This window comes from Pseudonocardia kujensis, assembly GCF_021283305.1.
Lineage (GTDB): Bacteria > Actinomycetota > Actinomycetes > Mycobacteriales > Pseudonocardiaceae > Pseudonocardia > Pseudonocardia kujensis.
Map to the genome: position 1 here is coordinate 25,960 of NZ_JAJSOK010000034.1, position 17,392 is coordinate 43,351.

At 77.7% G+C, this 17,392-nt stretch carries 15 protein-coding genes and 1 tRNA gene; 8 read left to right on the forward strand and 8 right to left on the reverse strand.

The window, feature by feature from the left end:
* Positions 1–101: 101 nt before the first annotated feature.
* Complete coding sequence (locus LWC35_RS22385) at positions 102–911, forward strand: hypothetical protein (RefSeq protein WP_232872160.1); 810 nt, start codon at positions 102–104, stop codon at positions 909–911.
* Positions 912–1,115: 204 nt separating this feature from the next.
* Here the strand turns inward: LWC35_RS22385 and LWC35_RS22390 are convergent, their stop codons facing one another.
* From LWC35_RS22390 to LWC35_RS22410, 5 genes are all read right to left on the reverse strand, one after another.
* Complete coding sequence (locus tag LWC35_RS22390; protein ID WP_308191044.1) at positions 1,116–1,421, reverse strand: WhiB family transcriptional regulator; 306 nt, start codon at positions 1,419–1,421, stop codon at positions 1,116–1,118.
* 277 nt (positions 1,422–1,698) lie between these two features.
* Positions 1,699–2,094 carry an STAS domain-containing protein gene (locus LWC35_RS22395; RefSeq protein ID WP_232872161.1) on the reverse strand — a complete coding sequence of 132 codons (396 nt, stop codon included), beginning with the start codon at positions 2,092–2,094 and terminating at the stop codon, positions 1,699–1,701.
* A 106-nt stretch (positions 2,095–2,200) separates the two neighbouring features.
* Entirely contained in the window at positions 2,201–4,006 is a 1,806-nt protein-coding gene (gene selB, locus LWC35_RS22400) for a selenocysteine-specific translation elongation factor (RefSeq protein ID WP_232872163.1), read from the reverse strand.
* Position 4,007: 1 nt separating this feature from the next.
* Positions 4,008–5,360 (reverse strand): L-seryl-tRNA(Sec) selenium transferase, encoded by a 1,353-nt coding sequence (selA, locus tag LWC35_RS22405; RefSeq protein ID WP_232872164.1) that lies wholly within the window; start codon positions 5,358–5,360, stop codon positions 4,008–4,010.
* 21 nt (positions 5,361–5,381) lie between these two features.
* Entirely contained in the window at positions 5,382–6,470 is a 1,089-nt protein-coding gene (locus LWC35_RS22410; RefSeq protein WP_232872165.1) for a hypothetical protein, read from the reverse strand.
* A 103-nt stretch (positions 6,471–6,573) separates the two neighbouring features.
* Between LWC35_RS22410 and selD the strand changes: the two genes are divergently transcribed.
* Positions 6,574–7,617 carry a selenide, water dikinase SelD gene (gene selD / locus LWC35_RS22415; RefSeq protein ID WP_232872166.1) on the forward strand — a complete coding sequence of 348 codons (1,044 nt, stop codon included), beginning with the start codon at positions 6,574–6,576 and terminating at the stop codon, positions 7,615–7,617.
* A gap of 5 nt (positions 7,618–7,622) precedes the next feature.
* On the opposite strand, the gene LWC35_RS22420 is transcribed toward selD, so the two are convergent.
* Both LWC35_RS22420 and LWC35_RS22425 read right to left on the reverse strand, forming a co-directional pair.
* A tRNA-Sec gene (locus LWC35_RS22420) sits at positions 7,623–7,718 on the reverse strand.
* Between the two features lie 16 nt (positions 7,719–7,734).
* Entirely contained in the window at positions 7,735–8,124 is a 390-nt protein-coding gene (locus LWC35_RS22425) for an STAS domain-containing protein (RefSeq protein WP_232872168.1), read from the reverse strand.
* Positions 8,125–8,333: 209 nt separating this feature from the next.
* Between LWC35_RS22425 and LWC35_RS22430 the strand changes: the two genes are divergently transcribed.
* The 6 genes from LWC35_RS22430 to LWC35_RS40420 all read left to right on the forward strand — a co-directional run bounded on the left by LWC35_RS22430 (position 8,334) and on the right by LWC35_RS40420 (position 16,875).
* Complete coding sequence (locus LWC35_RS22430; RefSeq protein WP_232872170.1) at positions 8,334–8,615, forward strand: DUF2795 domain-containing protein; 282 nt, start codon at positions 8,334–8,336, stop codon at positions 8,613–8,615.
* Between the two features lie 54 nt (positions 8,616–8,669).
* Complete coding sequence (locus LWC35_RS22435) at positions 8,670–9,353, forward strand: alpha/beta fold hydrolase (RefSeq protein WP_232872171.1); 684 nt, start codon at positions 8,670–8,672, stop codon at positions 9,351–9,353.
* A 282-nt stretch (positions 9,354–9,635) separates the two neighbouring features.
* On the forward strand, positions 9,636–10,418 hold the full coding sequence (locus tag LWC35_RS22440; RefSeq protein WP_308194634.1) for an ABC transporter ATP-binding protein: 783 nt from the start codon (positions 9,636–9,638) through the stop codon (positions 10,416–10,418).
* Entirely contained in the window at positions 10,415–12,115 is a 1,701-nt protein-coding gene (locus LWC35_RS22445; RefSeq protein WP_232872172.1) for a sensor histidine kinase, read from the forward strand. The genes LWC35_RS22440 and LWC35_RS22445 overlap by 4 nt, the downstream gene beginning before the upstream one ends.
* A 3-nt stretch (positions 12,116–12,118) precedes the next feature.
* Positions 12,119–14,497 carry an FtsX-like permease family protein gene (locus tag LWC35_RS22450; RefSeq protein ID WP_232872173.1) on the forward strand — a complete coding sequence of 793 codons (2,379 nt, stop codon included), beginning with the start codon at positions 12,119–12,121 and terminating at the stop codon, positions 14,495–14,497.
* Complete coding sequence (locus LWC35_RS40420) at positions 14,494–16,875, forward strand: ABC transporter permease (protein WP_232872174.1); 2,382 nt, start codon at positions 14,494–14,496, stop codon at positions 16,873–16,875. The genes LWC35_RS22450 and LWC35_RS40420 overlap by 4 nt, the downstream gene beginning before the upstream one ends.
* A 28-nt stretch (positions 16,876–16,903) precedes the next feature.
* Here the strand turns inward: LWC35_RS40420 and LWC35_RS22460 are convergent, their stop codons facing one another.
* Positions 16,904–17,302 (reverse strand): response regulator, encoded by a 399-nt coding sequence (locus LWC35_RS22460; RefSeq protein ID WP_232872175.1) that lies wholly within the window; start codon positions 17,300–17,302, stop codon positions 16,904–16,906.
* Between the last annotated feature and the right edge of the window lie 90 nt (positions 17,303–17,392).

The following is a 17,392-nucleotide window of genomic DNA, read 5'->3' on the forward strand; positions in this document are numbered from 1 at the left end:
CCCGTTCGGGGTAACCGACTGCCTTCCGGTGCCGCCCGCTCACGGAACCGTGACGTCCGTTCGGCGTGCGAGGCCGCATACGGGGACGTGGACAGGAAACGATGCCGTTGACACCGGTCGACGAGGCCGGGAGCGAGACGGTCGGCAACGGCGCCGACCGGGCAGGGGGCGAGCGAGGAATGGTGGCGGTGCCGGAGATCGAGGGCATCGGCACGCCCGCGCAACGGCGCGGCGGGCCGGCCCGAATCCCGCCCGCGCGTCGGCGGCTGGTGGCCGTCGCGGTGAGCCCCATGGAGCTGCTGCGGCCCGAGTCCGACCTTGCGCGCCTGGTGGCCGACGCCGGCCGGGTGGACCTGCTGCTCGCCCGGGCCGACGCGCCCGCCGCACCGGCCACGCCGGTGCCCGTGCCGCCGGTGCCCGTGCCGCCCGTGTCGCTCGTGTCGCCCGAGGGCGTCACGAGCCTGCCGGTCTCCCTCGACCGGGTCGACGTCCGGTTCGACGGGGCCGACGCGCCGGGGCACGTCGACGAGTGGGACGACCTCGACGGCGACCTCGACGAGTACGACGACGAGTACGGCGACGACGAGTACGGGGAAGACGACGAGGACGGGGACGAGGACGGGGTCGCGGCCGCGGTCGAGGCCCTCGGCCTGCAGGACGTGCACGTCCACCGGCTCGGGCTGCCCGGCCGGATCGGTGCCGCCGCCGAGGACGACCTGGTCGCGGCGTTGTCCGAGCTCGTCGGCTTCGACCCCGAGCCGGGCGTGTACTGCGTGGCCCCGCTGCCCTCGCCGGCCGACCCGGAGCGGACGACGGTCGTCGCCGCCGTCCAGCGGGTGGTGCGGGTCTACGGGCTTCCGCTGCTGCGCTACCGCTCTCTCGAGCTCAGCGTGGTCGGCAGCGACGCCTGAGAACCGCCGGAACCGCCGGGGTGGTGTGGCTCACCTCGCCGCGGGGTTGACCGGACGCGGTCCGAGGTATCCCTGCCGTAGCGAGGCCGGGGGCCGCCGCGCACGACGAAGGGGCGGTCCCGGGAAGCTCCCGGGGACCGCCCCTTCGCTGCTCGGTCTCCCGCGGCCCCCGACGCCGCGGGAGCACGCGAGGGCGCCCGCGGGTCAGCTCGCGGAGGCGAGACGCTTCTGCTGGTCGCGGCGCTCCAGCAGCGTGCGGCGCTCGGACTCCCCGAGGCCGCCCCACACGCCGAACGGCTCGCGCGTCTCGAGCGCGAACTCCCGGCACATGTCCATCACCGGACACCGCTGGCACACGGCCTTGGCCTGTGCGGTCCGGCGGGCGCGCGAGGGGTTGCGCTCGCCGTCCGGGTGGAAGAAGACCGCGCTGTCCATGCCGCGGCACGCGCCCAGGCGCTGCCACTGCCAGGCGTGGTCCATGGGCCCAGGGAGGCGGGACACGTCGCTCACTCGGCTCACCTTCGCTCTCGTCGGAGGGCCCGACCACGTGCCGGGCGATCTGCCGCGGCGTTCCCCAAGGTCCTCACGGCCAAACGCCCGAGGGGACGGAACACGGCGGAGAGAGCGGATTCGTCCGGATACGGACGAGTGCGCCGGCGTGGGGCCGGCGCCGGTCCGATCCGAGTCCTCGCAGCTCAGAGCGGCCGCAGAGGATCCCGCGATCGGCGCCGGGGCGCATCTCGACACGCCCTCTTCGTGACGGTCGTCACAGTCCTGCCGACCTCGGTCAGGTGGCTTGCAGGGCCTGCTCGACCGTGTCGTGGATGTCGAACATCGGGACCAGACCGGCGATGGACAGCGGGCGCAGCACGCGCCGCCCGGTGCACGCGAGCCGGAGCTCGACCCCGGCCTGGTGCGCGGCCTCCCGGACCTCGATCAGCACGGCGAGGCCGCTGGTGCCGAGGAAGGTGACGCCGTCGAGCGCCAGCACCACGAGCTGGGCACCGTCCGACAGCTGACCGAGCACGACCGAACGCAGCTGCGGGGAGGTCAGCATGTCGACCTCGCCGCCGACCTCGACGACGACCTGCCCCTCGCCCGCCGGGCGCGTCGAGACGGTGATCTGGTCGTCCGACTCGCCGCGGCGGACCGCGGCGCCGGAGGCGTCGTGCGTGTGCTGCATTGGCGGAACGGTAAGGGCTGCCGGACCGCACTGCCACTCGGAGCGCGACCCCCGGTCCGCGGTCGCGGACCGCGCGGCGAACGGTCGCCGGCCCGCGGCGGGAGCGTCAGCGGAGCTCGTGGTGGCTGTCGTCGGGGCGTCGCGTGTGCCCGGTCCGGCCCAGCAGCTCGAGCAGCGGGACGGCGACCCGACGGCTCGTTCCCAGCGCCTGACGTGCCTCGCTGAGCGTGAACACCGGCCCGATGGTCCGCAGCACCTCGACGGCCCGGTCCGGGGCGTCGGGCAGCAGCACGACGCCGCGGGCGAGCTCCACGAGCTCACCGGCGCGCACCAGCGCCGCGAGCTCCTTCGGGCCGAGGCCGAGCTGGGCCAGCCGGTCGGCGTCCGGGGCCGCGAACGGGTCGCCCGTGAGGTCCCGGCGCAGGGTCGCCAGGGCCTCCCGGACCGTCGCCGGGAGGGAGTGGGCCCGGTCGAGCCGGACGCGGCCGTCGCGCAGCACCAGCGGCGCCTCGGGACTGCTCGGGGCCGCGGCCAGGACCGCGGGCAGCAGTGCGGCGTCGGGCAGGTCGGCGGCGCGCCGCGCGGCCTCGGTCGTCAGCCCCGGATCGAGGGGCTCCGCGGCGTCGTGCGCCCGGACGGCCTCGGCGAGCGTGACCACGGCCCGGGCGGCCCGCGCGGGGTCCACCAGCCAGCCGTGGGCCGCCGGCACGTGCAGGTCCGCGACCTCCCGCGGCGGGACGCCCATCGCGACCAGGTCGGCAGCCCGGGCGACCCCGCGCCGGCCCAGCTCGCCCGCCGCGGTGCCGACACCGGGCGCGGCGAGCTCGGCGGCCCGGCGCCGGGCGGCCCCGCGGCGGGTCAGCGCCGGCGGCCGGACGTCGAGGACCACCGCCCCGGCGAGGACGGCACGCCGCCCCGGGTCGCGCAGGACGGCGCGGTCGCCGATGCGCAGCGGCAGCGGGTGCTCCAGGCGCAGCCGCGCGTGGTGGGGACCCAGCGGCCGCACCCGCACCCCGGTGGCCGCGGCGCCGGCGTGCAGCATCAGCGATCCCGGGAGCTCGACGGGCGCGTCGGGATCGGCCCGGCTCCCCGGCGCGCGGAGTCTGACGTCGACGTCGGTCGCGGTGCGCCAGGCACCGGGCGTGAGCAGGGCGTCCCCGCGCCCGACCGCCTCCTTGGACAGCCCGCGCAGGTTCACCGCCACCCGCGCGACGCCGGTGACCTCCTCGCGCGGCTCGCCGAGGCTCTCCAGCCCGCGCACGCCGACCCGGCGCCCGCCGAGCTCCAGCTCGTCGCCCAGCCGGATCGTGCCCGCGCCCAGCGTGCCGGTCACGACCGTCCCGGCGCCGCGGATGGTGAAGGCACGGTCCACCCACAGCCGGACGTCGGCGGCCGGATCGGGCTCGGGCAGGTCGCCGACCAGCGCGTCGAGCGCGGCGCGGAGCTCGGGGAGACCCGCGCCGCGCGGGGCGCACACCGGCACGACCGGCAGCGCGCCGAGCGACGAGCGGGCCAGCGCCGCCTGCGCGTCCTCGCGGGCGGGTTCGGGGTCGAGCAGGTCGCAGCGGGTGATCACGAGCAGCCCGCGGTCCACCCCGAGGGCGTCGAGCGCGTCGAGGTGCTCGGCGGACTGGGGCATCCAGCCCTCGTCGGCCGCGACCACGATCATGGCCGCGGGGACCGGCCCGGCGCCGGCCAGCATCGTCGTCACGAAGCGTTCGTGGCCGGGCACGTCGACGAAGGCCAGCTCGGTGCCCGAGTCGAGGCGGGTCCACGCGAACCCGAGGTCGATCGTCAGGCCGCGGCGGCGCTCCTCCGCCAGCCGGTCGGGCTCCATCCCGGTCAGGGCGCGGACCAGGGTGGACTTGCCGTGGTCGACGTGCCCCGCCGTCGCGATCACACGGGCCGGCATCTCAGGTCCCGGCGGTGACGGTGGCCGTGACGGCGGCGGCGAGGGCGGCGTCGTCCGCCGGGTCCAGGGCACGCAGGTCCAGCAGGCACCGCCCGCCTTCGAGCCGGCCCAGAACGGCCGGGTCGCCGGCACGCAGGGCCGCGGCGAACCGCTCGGGCAGCGCGACGGCCGCGCTCGGCAAGGTGACGCCCGGGGCGCCGCCGCCGCCGACCGTCGAGACGGAGTCCACGACCTCGGCGATCCCGCCCAGCTCCCCGGCGAGCCGTTCGGCCCGGCGCCGCAGGTCCCCGACCGGGACCTCCAGCGCCGTCCGGACGGGGGTGTCGGGGCCGCGCAGCGTGGCCTCCAGCGCTGCCAGCGTGAGCTTGTCGACGCGCATCGCCCGGGCGAGCGGGAACCGCCGGACCCGCTCGACCAGCTCCGCGCCTTCGCCGGCGCCGCCCAGGACCAGTCCCGCCTGCGGCCCGCCGAGGAGCTTGTCGCCGGACGCGGTGACGAGCGTGGCGCCGCGGGCGAGCATGCCGGCGGCGTCGGGTTCGTCGGGCAGCAGCGGGTGCGGGGTGAGCAGTCCCGATCCGATGTCGACCACCACCGGCACGCCCAGTCCCGCCAGCTCCTCGGGGCCGACCTCGCTGGTGAAGCCGCTGACGGTGAAGTTCGAGGGGTGCACCTTGAGCACGAACCCGGTCTCCGGGCCGATCGCGCGCGCGTAGTCGGCGAGGTGCGTGCGGTTGGTGGTGCCGACCTCGCGCAGCCGGGCGCCGGTCGACTCGAGCAGGTCGGGGATGCGGAAGCCGTCGCCGATCTCGACGAGCTCGCCGCGGGAGACCACGATCTCCTTCCCGCCCGCGAGGGTCGCGGCGACGAGCGCGAGCGCGGCCGCGCCGTTGTTCGCGACGTACGCGGCGGCCGCGCCGGGCACGGCCGCGAGCAGGGCGTCGACGACCCCCGCGCCGCGCCGGCCGCGCGTGCCGGTCGCGAGGTCGAGCTCGACGTCGCAGGTCCCGGCCGCGACCGCCAGGGCCTCCCGCGCGGCGGCCGAGAGCGGCGCGCGGCCGAGGTTGGTGTGGAGCAGCACGCCCGTCGCGTTGAGCACGGGGCGCAGCCGGGTGGCGGTGCGGGGGAGGGCGGCCAGCGCGGCGTCGGCGACCTCGGTCGGCGGGATGGCGCCCGCGCGGGCCCGTTGCTGGGCGTCGACGACCGCGCGCTTCACCAACGCGCGGCCCAGCCGTCGTGCGGCCTCCGCCAGGCGGGGGTCGGCGAGCACCGCGTCGGTGCGCGGTACCGCGCGGCGCGGGTCGGGTGCGTCCGCGGGCGGGGGAACGGGCGTGCCGCGGACCGGGGCGTCCGTCATGGGAAGAGCATGCCGTGCCCGTCAGCCCGGGCGCAGGGCGTGCCGGTTCTCCGTGTTCTGCTCGCGGCGCTGTTCCGGGACGCGGACGGCTCCGCGGTCGGCCGGACGGGTCTGCTCGGCCTCGAACAGGTCCGCGGTGCCGGGGGTCGGGGTCCACACCGCGGCAGCGGCCTCGCCGCGCTGGTCCCCGGCCGCGGGTGTGCCGGCCGGCTCGGGGTGGTCGGGATGACCGGCCCGGTCGGTGGTCTCCTCCGCGACGGGCCCGGCCTGCGCCCCGACGGCCTCGACGGTGGCCTCGACGGTGCGCTCGGCTGGGTCCTCGGCTGGGTCCTCGGCGCGGTCGGCGGACCCGGCCTCCTCGACGACGCCGTCCTCGGCCCGACCGGCCGGCTCCTCGGCCGCGTCCGCACCGGACGCGACCGGCTCCTCCACGGGCTCCCGCTCCCCGCCGGACGCGGCCCCGGTGGGCCCCTGCTCGGGCGCCGCGGGGTACGGCTCGTCCGTCGCGTCCACCGGGGCGGCGGCAACCGCGAACGCCGCGTCCAGCCCGCGCAGCTCGGCGCCCAGCGCGGCGTGCAACCGGGCCAGCTCGGTGCGCAGCGCGGTGCGCAGCCCGGCGAGCTCCTCCAGTCGCTCGGCGTGCTCGGCCACCCGGGCGGCCAGGTCGGCGCGCTCCGCGGCCACCGCCGCCCATTCGGCGTCGGCGTCGGCGCGGGCCCGTCCCGCGGCGGTGTGGGCGCGCTCCATCAGGTCGGCGGCCTCGCGCGTGGCGGCGGCGCGGATCTCGGCGGCGTCGCGCTCGGCGGCGGCCCGGATGTCGGAGGCCTCGCGCTCGGCGAGCCGCAGCACCTTCTCCGCGCGGAACCCGAAGCTCTGCGGCACGGTGGGCAGGCCCTCCGCCGGGGTGCCGGCCCGCAGGGTCCGCAGCTCCTCCGCGAGCCCCGCGGCGTGCTGCTCGGCCATGCGGCGGGCGTTCTCGGCGGCCTGGGCGCGCCGCTCCAGCTCGCGGACCAGTGCGTCGACCTGGTCGCGCGCGTAGCCGCGGCGCACCACCTCGAACGCACCGGACCGGTTGACCGGGTCGGCGTCACGCTCCGGAACGGGTGTCACACCTCCAGGGTGACTCCCGTCCCGGACGATCTCCCTGCGGGGTCGCCAAGGGTCGGTCAGTGGGAGCCCGCGTGCGACGGGCGGACTCCGCTACGGTCGAGGGATGACGGCGGGTACCACCGGACAGACGCGCAGACTCACCCAGTTCAGCCACGGTGCGGGCTGTGGCTGCAAGATCGGCCCGGGTCGGCTCGCCGAGGTCCTCGCCGGGGTCACCCCGCCCAGTCACCCCGACCTGCTCGTCGGCACCGAGACGGGTGACGACGCCGCCGTCTGGCGGCTCGACGCCGACCGCGCGCTGGTGGCGACCACGGACTTCTTCACGCCGGTCGTCGACGACCCGCGGACCTGGGGCCGGATCGCCGCGACCAACGCCGTGTCCGACGTCTTCGCCATGGGCGGCCGCCCGCTGTTCGCCCTCAACATCGTGGCCTGGCCGTCGGAGACGTTGCCGCCGGAGATGCTCGCGGAGGTGCTCGAGGGCGGCGCCGACGCCGGCCGGGAGTGCGGGTTCGCCGTGGTCGGCGGCCACTCGATCGACGACCCGGAGCCCAAGTACGGGCTGGCCGTGGTCGGCGAGCTGCACCCGGACCGCATCCTCACCAACACCGGCCTGCGCCCGGGGGACGCGCTCGTGCTGACCAAGCCCCTCGGCGTCGGCATCGCCACCACGGCCGTCAAGGTCGGGACCGCGGGCGAGGATCTGCTCGGCCGGGCGGTCGAGTCGATGTGCACGCCCAACGCCGCCGCCTCGGCCGCCGCGCTCGCCGCCGGCGCGACCGGGTGCACGGACGTCACCGGGTTCGGCCTGCTGGGGCACCTGCGCAAGATGGCCGCCGCCTCCGGGGTGGACGCCGAGATCGTCGTCGGCGACGTGCCGCTGCTGCCGGGCGTGCGCGAGCTGGCCGAGGCCGGCACGGTCCCGGGCGGCACCCGCCGCAACCGGGACTGGGTGGCCGAGGTGCTGGACCCCGCGTCGGGCGTCACGGAGACGGACGTGCTGCTCCTGGCCGACGCGCAGACCTCCGGCGGGCTGCTGTTCGGCGCCGCCCCGGACCGTGCCGCGGCCGCCGTGGCGGAGCTGCCGGGCGCCGCGGTCGTCGGCCGGGTGCGCGAGGGGACCGGCCGGATCCGCGTCACCCGCTGAGGGCTTGGCGGAGGCGGACGGGAATCGAACCCGCCTGACCGAGGTGCTCGGCCACGTCGGTGTTGAAGACCGCGGGGGCCACCAGGCGCCCAGACGCCTCCCTGGTGCGGTGCCGGCTCAGCCGGTGGGACGCAGCGCGTCGGACACGCCGTCGGCTACGTCGAACAGCGCCAGCAGCCCGGTCGCCTCGAGCGCCCGGGTCACGATGCGCGACCCGCACACCAGCCGCAGCGTCTGGCCGCGCCGCTCCACCGCGTCCTTCGCCGCGACGAGCACGGCCAGCCCGGCGGACCCCAGGAAGGTCACCCCGGACAGGTCCAGGACGACGAGCGGGGCCTCGGGGAGCCGCGCGTCGAGCTCGGTGCGCAGCAGGGGGGCGGTCAACGTGTCGATCTCGCCGCGGACGTGCGCGACCAGGGACGCGCCGTCACCCTCACCGGCCCGTTCGAAACGGACGACGTCCTCGATCTCGACGCCACCCTCGTCGGCGGGGGTCTCACTGCTCATTGCGCACCGTGCTCCTCGACTTCCGCGGACGCGTGCTGCGGACTGTCGTCTCAACCGCCTGCCAACCCTACGGGGGCGCGCCGGGGCCGCACAACAGACACCCCCTCCGGCGGGTCGCGGGCCGCACCGCGTTTGAGGAATGTGATATGGGGCACTCTCCTGCGACGCGCCCGGTGCCCCTCCCGGAGCGCCCGGACCAGGAGGTACCCGTGTACCGACGGACGTCGCGCACCGACCTGGCGCGCATCGGCCAGGTGCTGGCCGGTCTGACCTATCCCGCGGCGAAGTGGCAGATCATCGCCCACGCCGACCACTACGGGGCGGACTCGCTGAGCGCGGCCCAGCTCTGGTCGCTGCCGGTCGGGACCTATCCGGACCTGACCGCGATCGGGGTGGCCCTCGGGCTGCTGCCCCGGCCGCGCCCGGGCTACCGGCAGCAGCCCCGGGTCCAGGCCGCGGCCGCGGACCAGCCCCGGGACGTCGACGCCTGACCTCCCGCCTTTCGGCGGTTGCCGCTGCCGTGTGACGTGGCCCACCCTCGGGTCGTGGCCACCTACGTCCTCGTGCACGGCGCGTTCGTCGGCGGTTGGTACTGGGACGAGGTCCGGGCCCGGCTGGAGAAGGCCGGGCACGTCGTCGACGCGCCGCAGCTGCTCAGCTCGGGCCCGGATCCCGCGGCGCTCGGCGACCTCGCCGCCGACACCGAGCTGGTCCGGGGGCACGTCGAGTCCGCCGGGGAGCCGGTCGTGCTCGTCGGGCACTCCTACGGCGGCATGGTCGTCACCGAGCTCGCCGACCATCCCGACGTGGTGCACGGCGTGTACCTCGCCGCGTTGTGGCCGGCCGGCGGCACCTCCGCGTTCGACCTGCTGGCGACGCTGCCGCCGCTGCCCTGGGCCGTCCCGCAGGACGACGGCACGCTGGTGACCGTCGACGACGTCGGCGTGCTCCACGAGGCGATCTGTGCCGACGTGCCCCGCGAGCGTGCCGAGCCGCTGCTGCGCCGGATGCGGCCCCAGTCGCTCGCCAGCCTCGGCTCGCCCAGCTCGGCGCCCGAGCGCACGCACCCGGTCACGTACGTGATCTGCGAGAACGACGCGTCCTTCCCGCCCGAGGCGCAGGAACGCATGGCCGCGGCCGCCGACCACGTCGAACGGCTCCCGTCCTCGCACGCGCCGATGTTCTCCCTGCCCGACGAGCTGGCGGAGCTGCTCGGCCGGATCCGCTGACCGGCCGCCGCCCACGCCCCCGTCGCCGACCTGCTCCGCCAGATCGGGCACGACGAGCGGAGGCACGAGCAGGAGTCGGAGCGCCACCTGGCCCAGGGCCGGCTGAGGTGACCCGCCCGGGTGATCCGTCCGACGGTGATCCCCGGGCCGGCGTAACGCCCGCGCCGGACCCGGCGAGGACAGGCCGGGGGTGGTGCCAGTACCACCCTCCTCCGGCGTGCCAGCCGGTGTCTTCGCCGCGGACACTCCCGGCGCGGACCCGGCGCTCCCTAGGGTGATCAGGTGACACAGCAGACCGAGTCCGCCGTCGGCGCTGCCGGCGCCCCGCGCGGCGCGGCGCCCGGCCCCGCCCTCGTCGTCCGTGGTCTGCGCAAGACCTACGAGGCCGGCACGGCGCCCGTGCGCGCCCTGCGCGGCGTCGACCTCACCGTCCGCGCCGGCGAGTTCGTCGCGCTCATGGGGCCCTCGGGCTGCGGCAAGTCCACGCTGCTGCACCTGCTCGCCGGGCTGGACCGGCCGGACGAGGGCACGATCGCGCTCGACGGCACCCGCATCGAGGAGCTCGGCGCCCCGCGCCTCGCCCGGCTGCGCCGCCGCAGCGTCGGGCTGGTCTTCCAGTTCTTCCACCTCATCGAGCACATGTCGGCGCTGGAGAACGTCTCGCTCGCCGCGCTGGTCGCCGGGGCCAAGCCGGCCGAGGCCACCGCCCGGGCCCGGGACCTGCTCGACCAGCTCGGCCTGCTCGACAAGGCCCGGGAGCTTCCCGCGGCGCTCTCCGGCGGTCAGCGCCAGCGCGTGGCGATCGCCCGCGCGCTGGCCAACCGCCCCACCTTGCTGCTGGCCGACGAGCCGACCGGCGCCCTGGACTCGGACGGCGCCGCCGAGGTCCTCGACCTGTTCCAGCGCCTGCACGCCCAGGGGCAGACGATCCTCATGGTCACCCACAGCCGCGAGGTCGCCGAGGGCGCGCAACGGCTGGTCCGCATGCGCGACGGCCGCATCCTGGCCGACGGCGAGCCGTCCGGCCCCGTCGAGGTGCCCGCCGGGCTGCGGGCCCCCCGGTGAGCGACCGCACCCCGCTCCCGGCCGGCGCCGGGTTCCGCAGCCACCGCCGCGTCGGCGTCGGCACGGGCAGGCGCGCCCGCAGCTCCCTGCTGCTGTCCGGACTCGTCGGCGCGGCCGGGGTGATCGCGCCCGGTGTCGTCGTCGGGCTGCTGGGCGGCGGTCCGGCCTGGTGGGTGACCGGGCTGATCGCCGCGGTCGTGCTCGCCGTGGGGGTGGCCCTGATGTTCAGCGCCGCCGCGCGCCGCGCGAGCACCGCGGTGCTGGTCGGTGCCTCGGAGTTCGGCGGGCTGTCCGTGGCGGTCTGCGCGGGCCTGCTCGTCGTGCTGCTCGTGTTCGGGCGGATGCCGCTCGGGGCCGAGCGCGCGCTGGTGAACCCCGCCCTGGTGGGGATGCTCGTCGTCGCCGTGGCGGCGGGACCGCTCGGCCGCCGCGCCGCGCGCACCACCCGGGCCGCGCTGCAGGGCGTCCGCCGCTCGCCCGACGAGCTGCTCGCGGACTTCGCCGAGCGCGCCGGTCGCGGCACGCCGGTCGACGACCTGCTCCGCCAGCTCGCCGAGACCATGCGGCAGGACTGGCGGCTGTCCCGCGTCCAGATCTGGGCGGACCGGGGCGACGCGCCCCGGACCCTCGCGCGCAGCCTGGTCGTCCCGCAGCCGGTCGAACCCGGGCCCGAGCCGCTGCCGCTGGACGAGGACGAGCTCGCCACCCTGCAGCGCGCCGGCGTCGCCGGACCGGGCTGGCTGGAGCTGTGGCTGCCGCACCTGGTCGAGGAGGACGGGCCGGCCCGCCGCGGACAGCTGCGGCTCGCGCCCGCGGTCCACGGCGGCGAGGTGCTGGCGCTGGTGGTGATCGAGCGCGACGCCGACGCCGACACCTTCGGCGAGGCGGACGAGCGGGCGCTCGCCGAGGTCGTCCGGCGCCTGGCGATCGTGCTGCGCAACCGCGCCCTCGACGAGGCGCTCCAGGCGACCCTCGCCGACCTGCGCCGCACCAACGCCGACCTGCAGGCCTCCCGCACCCGCCTCGTCGCGGCGGCGGACGCCGAGCGTCGCCGCATCGAGCGCGACCTGCACGACGGCGCGCAGCAGCACCTGGTCGCGCTCGCCGTCGGGCTGCGGCTGGTCCGCGACTCCCTCACGTCTCCCGACGACCCCGACGCCGAGCTGCTCGACGAGCTCGACCGCGGCGTCCGCGACTCCATCCAGGCCCTGCGCGACCTGGCCCACGGCATCTACCCGCCGCTGCTGCGCGACGCCGGCCTGGGCGACGCGCTGCGGGCCGCGGCCAAGCGCAGCCCGTTGACCGTCGAGGTGCACGCGGCCGGCGTGCGCCGGCTGCCCGAGCAGGCCGAGGCGGCCGTCTACTTCTGCTGTCTCGAGGCGCTGCAGAACGCGGGCAAGCACGCCCCGGGCGCCCACGTCACGATCACGCTCGAGGTCGCGGCCGGCGCCGACGGCGACGAGCTGACCGTGGTCGTCGCCGACGACGGGCCCGGCTTCGACCCCGCCCGGGTCGCCGGCGGCGGCGGGCTGCAGAACATGGCGGACCGGCTCGGCGCCATCGGCGGCACCGTGGAGCTCGTGTCGGCGCCGGGGGAGGGCACGGTCCTCACCGGGCGCATCCCGGTCCCGGCCGGGACGGCGGCGCCCCCGCCGCCGGCGCCGGTCGCCACGCGCCCGACGCCCGTGGCGGGCTGAACGGTGCCCGCGCGCGACGCCCGCGCGCCGGGCCCGCGCGGTGCGGTGCGCCTCGTCGCCCGTGCCGAGCTGCGGGAACGGCGCTGGAGCCTGCTCGCCCTCGGCGTGGTGCTGGGCCTGGTCGGCGGCGTGGTGCTGGGGGCGGTCGCGGTCGGTGAGCGCACCGCCACCGCCTATCCCCGGCTCGTCGAGGCCGTCCACCTCGACGACGCCCGGCTGATCGTCCCGGCCGACCGGCCCGCGCTGATCGAGGCGCTGCCGACCCTGCCCGGCGTGGCCGACGCATGGCTGACCGAGGCGTGGGTCGCCCAGGTCGACGGGCCGCAGGTGCAGTACATGTCGCTCGCCGCGGGCACCGCCCCGCACCCCGGGCTCGTCACCCCGGTGATCGTCGACGGGCGCGCGGCCGACCCCGCGGCGGCGGACGAGGTCGTGGTCTCCGAGCGGGTGGCCGAGCACGGCACGGGCGTCGGCACGGTCCTGCCGCTGCGGATGCTCACCCTCGAGGACATGGCGCGGTTCGCCGTCGGGTTCACCCCGCACGGGCCCGCGACCACGGTGCGCGTCGTCGGTGTCGCCCGGATGCCGGCCTGGGGTCAGGCCCTGCCCGACGTCCTGGCCGGACCGGCGTTCGCCCGCGCGCTGGCCGGGACCGGGATCGGGCACGCCGCCTATGTCCGGCTCGACCCCGCGCCCGGCGCCGCCGTCCGCTTCGACGAGGCCGTCGCCGCGTATGCGGCCGCACAGCCGTCGATCGTCGGCGACTACCTCACGCCCGGGGTGGAGCACCCGCGCGCGCCCGACCCGGCGGTGCAGGCGGCCGAGCGGGCCCTGCTCCTCGGGGTCGGGTTGTTCGCGCTGGTCGTGGCGCTGGGCGCGCTGCAGGTCGTCGGGCTCGGGTTGCTGCGCAGCGCGGGGACGGCCCGCGCGGCGCGGTCGGTGGAGTCCGCGCTGGGCATGACGGCGGCGCAGAGCGTGATCGCCCGGGTCGTGGCGGCGGTTCCCGCGGCGGCGGCCGCCGGAGTGCTCGGCGCCGCGGTCGTCGTGGCCGCCGGCGCGCTCGCGCCGCTGGGCAGCCAGGCCCGCTTCGAGCCCGTGCCCGGCTTCCGCCCGCAGTGGGCGCTCGCGGCGGCGGGCGGCGCGGCCCTGGTGGTCCTGTTCCTGCTGGTCACGGCGGTCGCGGCGGCGTTCGCCTGGCGGCGGCGGGCGCTGGCGGTGCCCGAGCCGGCCGCACCTCGCGCGGGATCGCTCGCCGCCGTCGTCGGCGGGTCGCTGGGGCGCTGGCCGACCGTCCTGCTCGGCAGCAGGCTCGCGCAGGCCGGCGCCCGGCGCGGCGTGCCGCCGGTGGTCACGGTGCTCGCCGCCACGGCGGCGGTCGCCGGGATCGTCGCCACCGTGCCGGTGGGGGCGAGCCTCGACCGGCTGGTCGCGGCGCCGCAGCGGTGGGCGGGCGGCGCCGACGTCACGATCGCGGACACCCGCGAGCCGGACGTCGTCGCGCTCGTCGAGGACCCGCGGGTGGCGGCGGTGGCGATCACCGACACGGCGTACGCCCGGCTCGCCTCCGGCGGCACGCTCGGGGTCGTCAGCATCACCGCCCGCAAGGGCACGCCGCCGGTCGAGCTGGTCTCCGGACGGCTGCCGGCCGCGCCCGACGAGGTCGCCGTGAACCCCCGGCTGGCCGCCGAACGCGGGCTGTCCGCGGGGGAGCGGATCGACACCCTCGCCACCGACGGGACGCCGCGCCCGTTGACCGTCGTCGGGCTCGTGGTGGTGCCCAACGAGAACCACGGGCCGCTCGGCCAGGATCTCCTCGCCACCGCCGACGGGCTGCTCGCGGTGAGCCCCGAGCGCAACTTCCCGCTGCTCACGACGCACGTCTACGCCCGGCCGGGCACGGCCGACGCGCTCGCCGCCGAGCTGGGCGGACGGCTGGAGCTGGCCCCGCCGACCGTGCCCGACGCGATCCGCAACCTCGGCGACCTCGGCCGGCTGCCCGACGTGCTCGCGGTGGTGCTCGCCGTCGTCGCCGGCACGGGGCTGGCGCACTCGCTGCTGGTCGGCGCGCGGCGGCTGGCCCGCGAGATGGCGGTGTTCTCGGTGCTCGGGGCGACCCCGGGGCAGGTGCGGACCACGCTCGGCGTGCTGGCGGCGTCGACCGCGGTGCCCGCCGTGCTGCTCGGGGTGCCGATCGGGCTCGGCGTCGCCCGGCTGTTCTGGTGGCAGGTCGCCTCGACGATCGGGGTCGGCGGTGACATCGCGGTGCCGGTCGGGCCGATCGCCCTGCTGATCGCGGCCGTGCCCCTCGGCGCCGCCGTCGTCGCGGCGGTTCCGGTCCGGCGGCCCCGCACGCCTGCCGTCACCTCCCTGGCGGCGCTGTGACCGGCGCGGGGCGGCACGGCATGCGGGCCGTCGCCCGGGCGGAGCTGCGCGCGGGCCTGCGGGCGCTGCTCGTCCTCGGTCTGATCGCGGGTGCGGTCGGCGGGCTCCTGCTCGGTGCGGCGGTGGTCGCGGACCGCACCGGCAGCGCCTACCCGCGGCTGGTCCAGCGAACCGGCCTCGACGACGCCCGCGCCTACCTCCCCGCCGACCTGCCCGACGTCACGGCCGGGTTCGCCGGGCTGCCCGGGGTCGAGGAGAGCTGGACGGCCTACGCCTGGATCGCGCAGATCGCCGGCCCCACGCTGCAGTACACCGCGGTGGTCGCCGGCCCCGAGCGCCCCGACGACCTGGTCGCGCCCGTGATCGTCGCCGGCCGCGCCCCGCGCGTCGAGGCCGCCGACGAGCTGCTCGTCGGCGAGCCCCTCGCCGCCGCGGCAGGGCTGCACGTGGGCGACCGGATCACGCTGAAGATGCTGACCCTGCGCCAGGTCGCGCGGTTCGACGTCGGCTTCGGCGAGCCGGAGGGCGCCACCCGCCGGATGACGGTCGTCGGCATCGGGCGGATGCCGGCCTGGACGGGCCCGCTCGGCGACTCCCTGTCCACCCCCGCCTTCGCCGCGCAGAACGCCGGGGCCGCCGGCGGCCGCTCCGGCTTCGCGCGGCTGGCCTACACCGGCGACCCCGCGGCCGACGCCGCGCTGCGGGACCGGTTCGTCGCCGCCCTCGCGCGCAGCTACGAGGGCCTGCCCCGGCCGTTGCTCGTGGGGAACTACGTGCCCGAGGTCCCGGTCTTCCCGACCACGGACGCCGACCCCGCCGTCGCCGCGGCCGAACGCGTGCTCGGCATCGGCCTGTGGGGGTTCGCGCTGGTCGTGGCGGTGGGCGGGTGCGTCGTCGTGGGGCAGGGGCTGGTGCGCCACCACGCCCGCGGCGCCCTCGACCAGCGGGTGGAGAACGCGCTGGGCATGACGACCGCCGAGCGGATCGGGGCCCGGGTGCTGGCCGCGACCGCGGGGGCCGGGGTGGCCGCGGTCGTCGCCGCCGGCACGACACTGGCCGCGGGCGCACTCGAACCGCTCGGCAGCCAGGCGCGTTTCGAGCCCGACACCGGCTTCCGGCCCGTCTGGGGCACGGTCGCCGGGGGAGGCGCGGTCGTGCTGCTCGCCTTCCTGGCCCTGGCCGCGGGCAGCGCCGCACTGGCCGGGCGCGCCGCCGTCGCGCCGCCGCTGCCCGGCCGGCCCCGGCCCGCCCGCTGGGCGGTGCGCTGGCCGCCGCTGTTCGTGGGGCTGCGGCTCGCGCTCCGCGGCCGCACGGTGCCCGGGACGATCGGGCTGCCCGCCGCGGTCACGGCGACCGGGATCGCGGTGACGGTCGCCGGGATCGTCGCGTCGACCATGCTCGGCGCCAGCCTGCAGCGGCTCGTCGACACCCCCGCCCGCTACGGGTTCACCTCCGACCTCACGATCGCCGACGCCCGCGAGCCGGACATGGCCGCGCTCGCGGCCGACCCTCGGGTCGCCGGGCTGACCGAGGTCGAGACCGGGCGGGTGACGATCGACCCGGCCAGGTCCCGGCAGATCGACGCCTACGCGCACGTGCTGCGCAAGGGCGCCATCCCGGTGTCGCTGGTCAGCGGCCGGATGCCGGCGGGGCCGGGGGAGGTCGCCGTCGGGGCGCGGGTGGCCGTGCGCGAGCAGCTCGGCCTCGGTGACCCGGTCGAGCTCACCTCGTCCGACGGCCGCACGGCCCGGCTCACGGTGACCGGCGTGGCCGTGCCGCAGCCCGAGCGCGCCGCCCCGCTCGGCGAGGGCCTGCTGATGACGCCCGAGCAGCTGCGCGCGCTGTTCCGGCAGCCGCTGGCGTCGGCCCACGTCCTGGCCGTACCGGGGCAGGCGGACGCCCTCTACGCCGACCTCGCCCAACGGCTCGAGGTGCACCTCCCGGGCATGCCGCCGGAGATCGACACCCTCGCCGGGCTGCTCCGGCTGCCCGAGATCCTGGCGACGCTGCTGGCCGTCGTCGCCGTCGCGGGCCTGGTCCACACGCTGGTCAGCGCGGTCCGCCGGCACACCCGCGACGCCGCGCTGCTGTCCGTGCTGGGCGCGACACCGGGGCAGGTGCGGGCCGCGCTCGGTGTCCTGGCCGGCACGACCGTGCTGCCGGGCGTGGTGTTCGGCGTCCTGTTCGGGTTGGGCGGCGGGCGGCTGCTGTGGTGGCAGGTGGCGAGCCAGACGGGGGTGGCGCCCGACGTCGCGGTGCCGGTGTGGCCGATCGCGCTGATCATCCCGGCGGTGCTGGTCGGCTCGCTCGTGCTCGGGGCGGTGCCCGCGATCCGGATGGCCCGCGCGCCGGTGGCGGCGTCGCTGCGGACCGGATGAGTCCCCGGGCCGCGGTCTCGATGCGCGGCTACGCCGCAGTGCTGATCCGGTTCCAGAGATCGAGCAGCACGGGCGCGCCGAGCTCCTCCTTGTGCAGGTAGCCGGCGATGCCGGGACCGTGCGGATCGATCCGCAGGTCCTCGAGGCGGTAGGTCGAGCACAGCACGGTGCGGGTCCCGGGCGCGGCGGCGGAGACCCGCGCTGCGGCCTCGGCGCCGTCGATGCCGGGCAGGTTGACGTCCATCAGCACGAGGTCCGGGTGGAGCGCGGCGACGGCGGCGACGGCGGCCTCGCCGGTCTCGGCGACCCCCGCGATCTCCCACCCGGGCATCCGCCGGACGACCGCGGCGGCGGCGAACCGGAACGGCCGGTGGTCGTCCACCACCAGCACGCGCACCCGCGCCGTCGACGCGACTCGTTGCTCCATGCGGGACAGTGTGCCTCGCGTGCGTCCGGTCCGCCGAGGATGCCGCCCGGTGGCCGCTCCGGGTGTCCACCGCCTGGAGGGGAAGTGGTG

Excerpts from the sequence above, each read along its gene's own strand:
- selB (WP_232872163.1), bottom strand. The coding sequence starts at position 4,006 with ATGCCGGCCCGTGTGATCGCGACGGCGGGGCACGTCGACCACGGCAAG.
- selD (WP_232872166.1), top strand. The coding sequence starts at position 6,574 with ATGACGGCGGGTACCACCGGACAGACGCGCAGACTCACCCAGTTCAGC.
- LWC35_RS22395 (WP_232872161.1), bottom strand. The coding sequence starts at position 2,094 with ATGCAGCACACGCACGACGCCTCCGGCGCCGCGGTCCGCCGCGGCGAG.
- LWC35_RS22460 (WP_232872175.1), bottom strand. The coding sequence starts at position 17,302 with ATGGAGCAACGAGTCGCGTCGACGGCGCGGGTGCGCGTGCTGGTGGTG.
- selA (WP_232872164.1), bottom strand. The coding sequence starts at position 5,360 with ATGACGGACGCCCCGGTCCGCGGCACGCCCGTTCCCCCGCCCGCGGAC.
- LWC35_RS22425 (WP_232872168.1), bottom strand. The coding sequence starts at position 8,124 with ATGAGCAGTGAGACCCCCGCCGACGAGGGTGGCGTCGAGATCGAGGAC.
- LWC35_RS22385 (WP_232872160.1), top strand. The coding sequence starts at position 102 with ATGCCGTTGACACCGGTCGACGAGGCCGGGAGCGAGACGGTCGGCAAC.